This is a genomic window from Serratia sp. MMO-28, assembly GCF_037199905.1.
Classification (GTDB): domain Bacteria; phylum Pseudomonadota; class Gammaproteobacteria; order Enterobacterales; family Enterobacteriaceae; genus Chania; species Chania oryzae.
The window spans coordinates 1-223 of the sequence record NZ_JBBCVB010000138.1 but is presented as its reverse complement, the minus strand read 5'-3'; the positions used below and the strand labels follow the sequence as shown (position 1 = coordinate 223).

Here is a 223-nt window from a genome sequence, read left to right as displayed (position 1 = left end):
TTCACCCGCTTTATCGTTACTTATGTCAGCATTCGCACTTCTGATACCTCCAGCAGCCCTCACAGACCACCTTCAACGGCTTACAGAACGCTCCCCTACCCAACAACGCCTTAGCGTCGCTGCCGCAGCTTCGGTGCATGGTTTAGCCCCGTTACATCTTCCGCGCAGGCCGACTCGACCAGTGAGCTATTACGCTTTCTTTAAATGATGGCTGCTTCTAAGC

The 223-nt window shown here is 53.4% G+C and carries 1 rRNA gene; it reads right to left on the bottom strand.

Annotation, left to right across the window (positions count from 1 at the left end):
• Positions 1-223: ribosomal RNA gene (locus WG891_RS27205) — 23S ribosomal RNA — on the bottom strand; the annotation flags it as partial.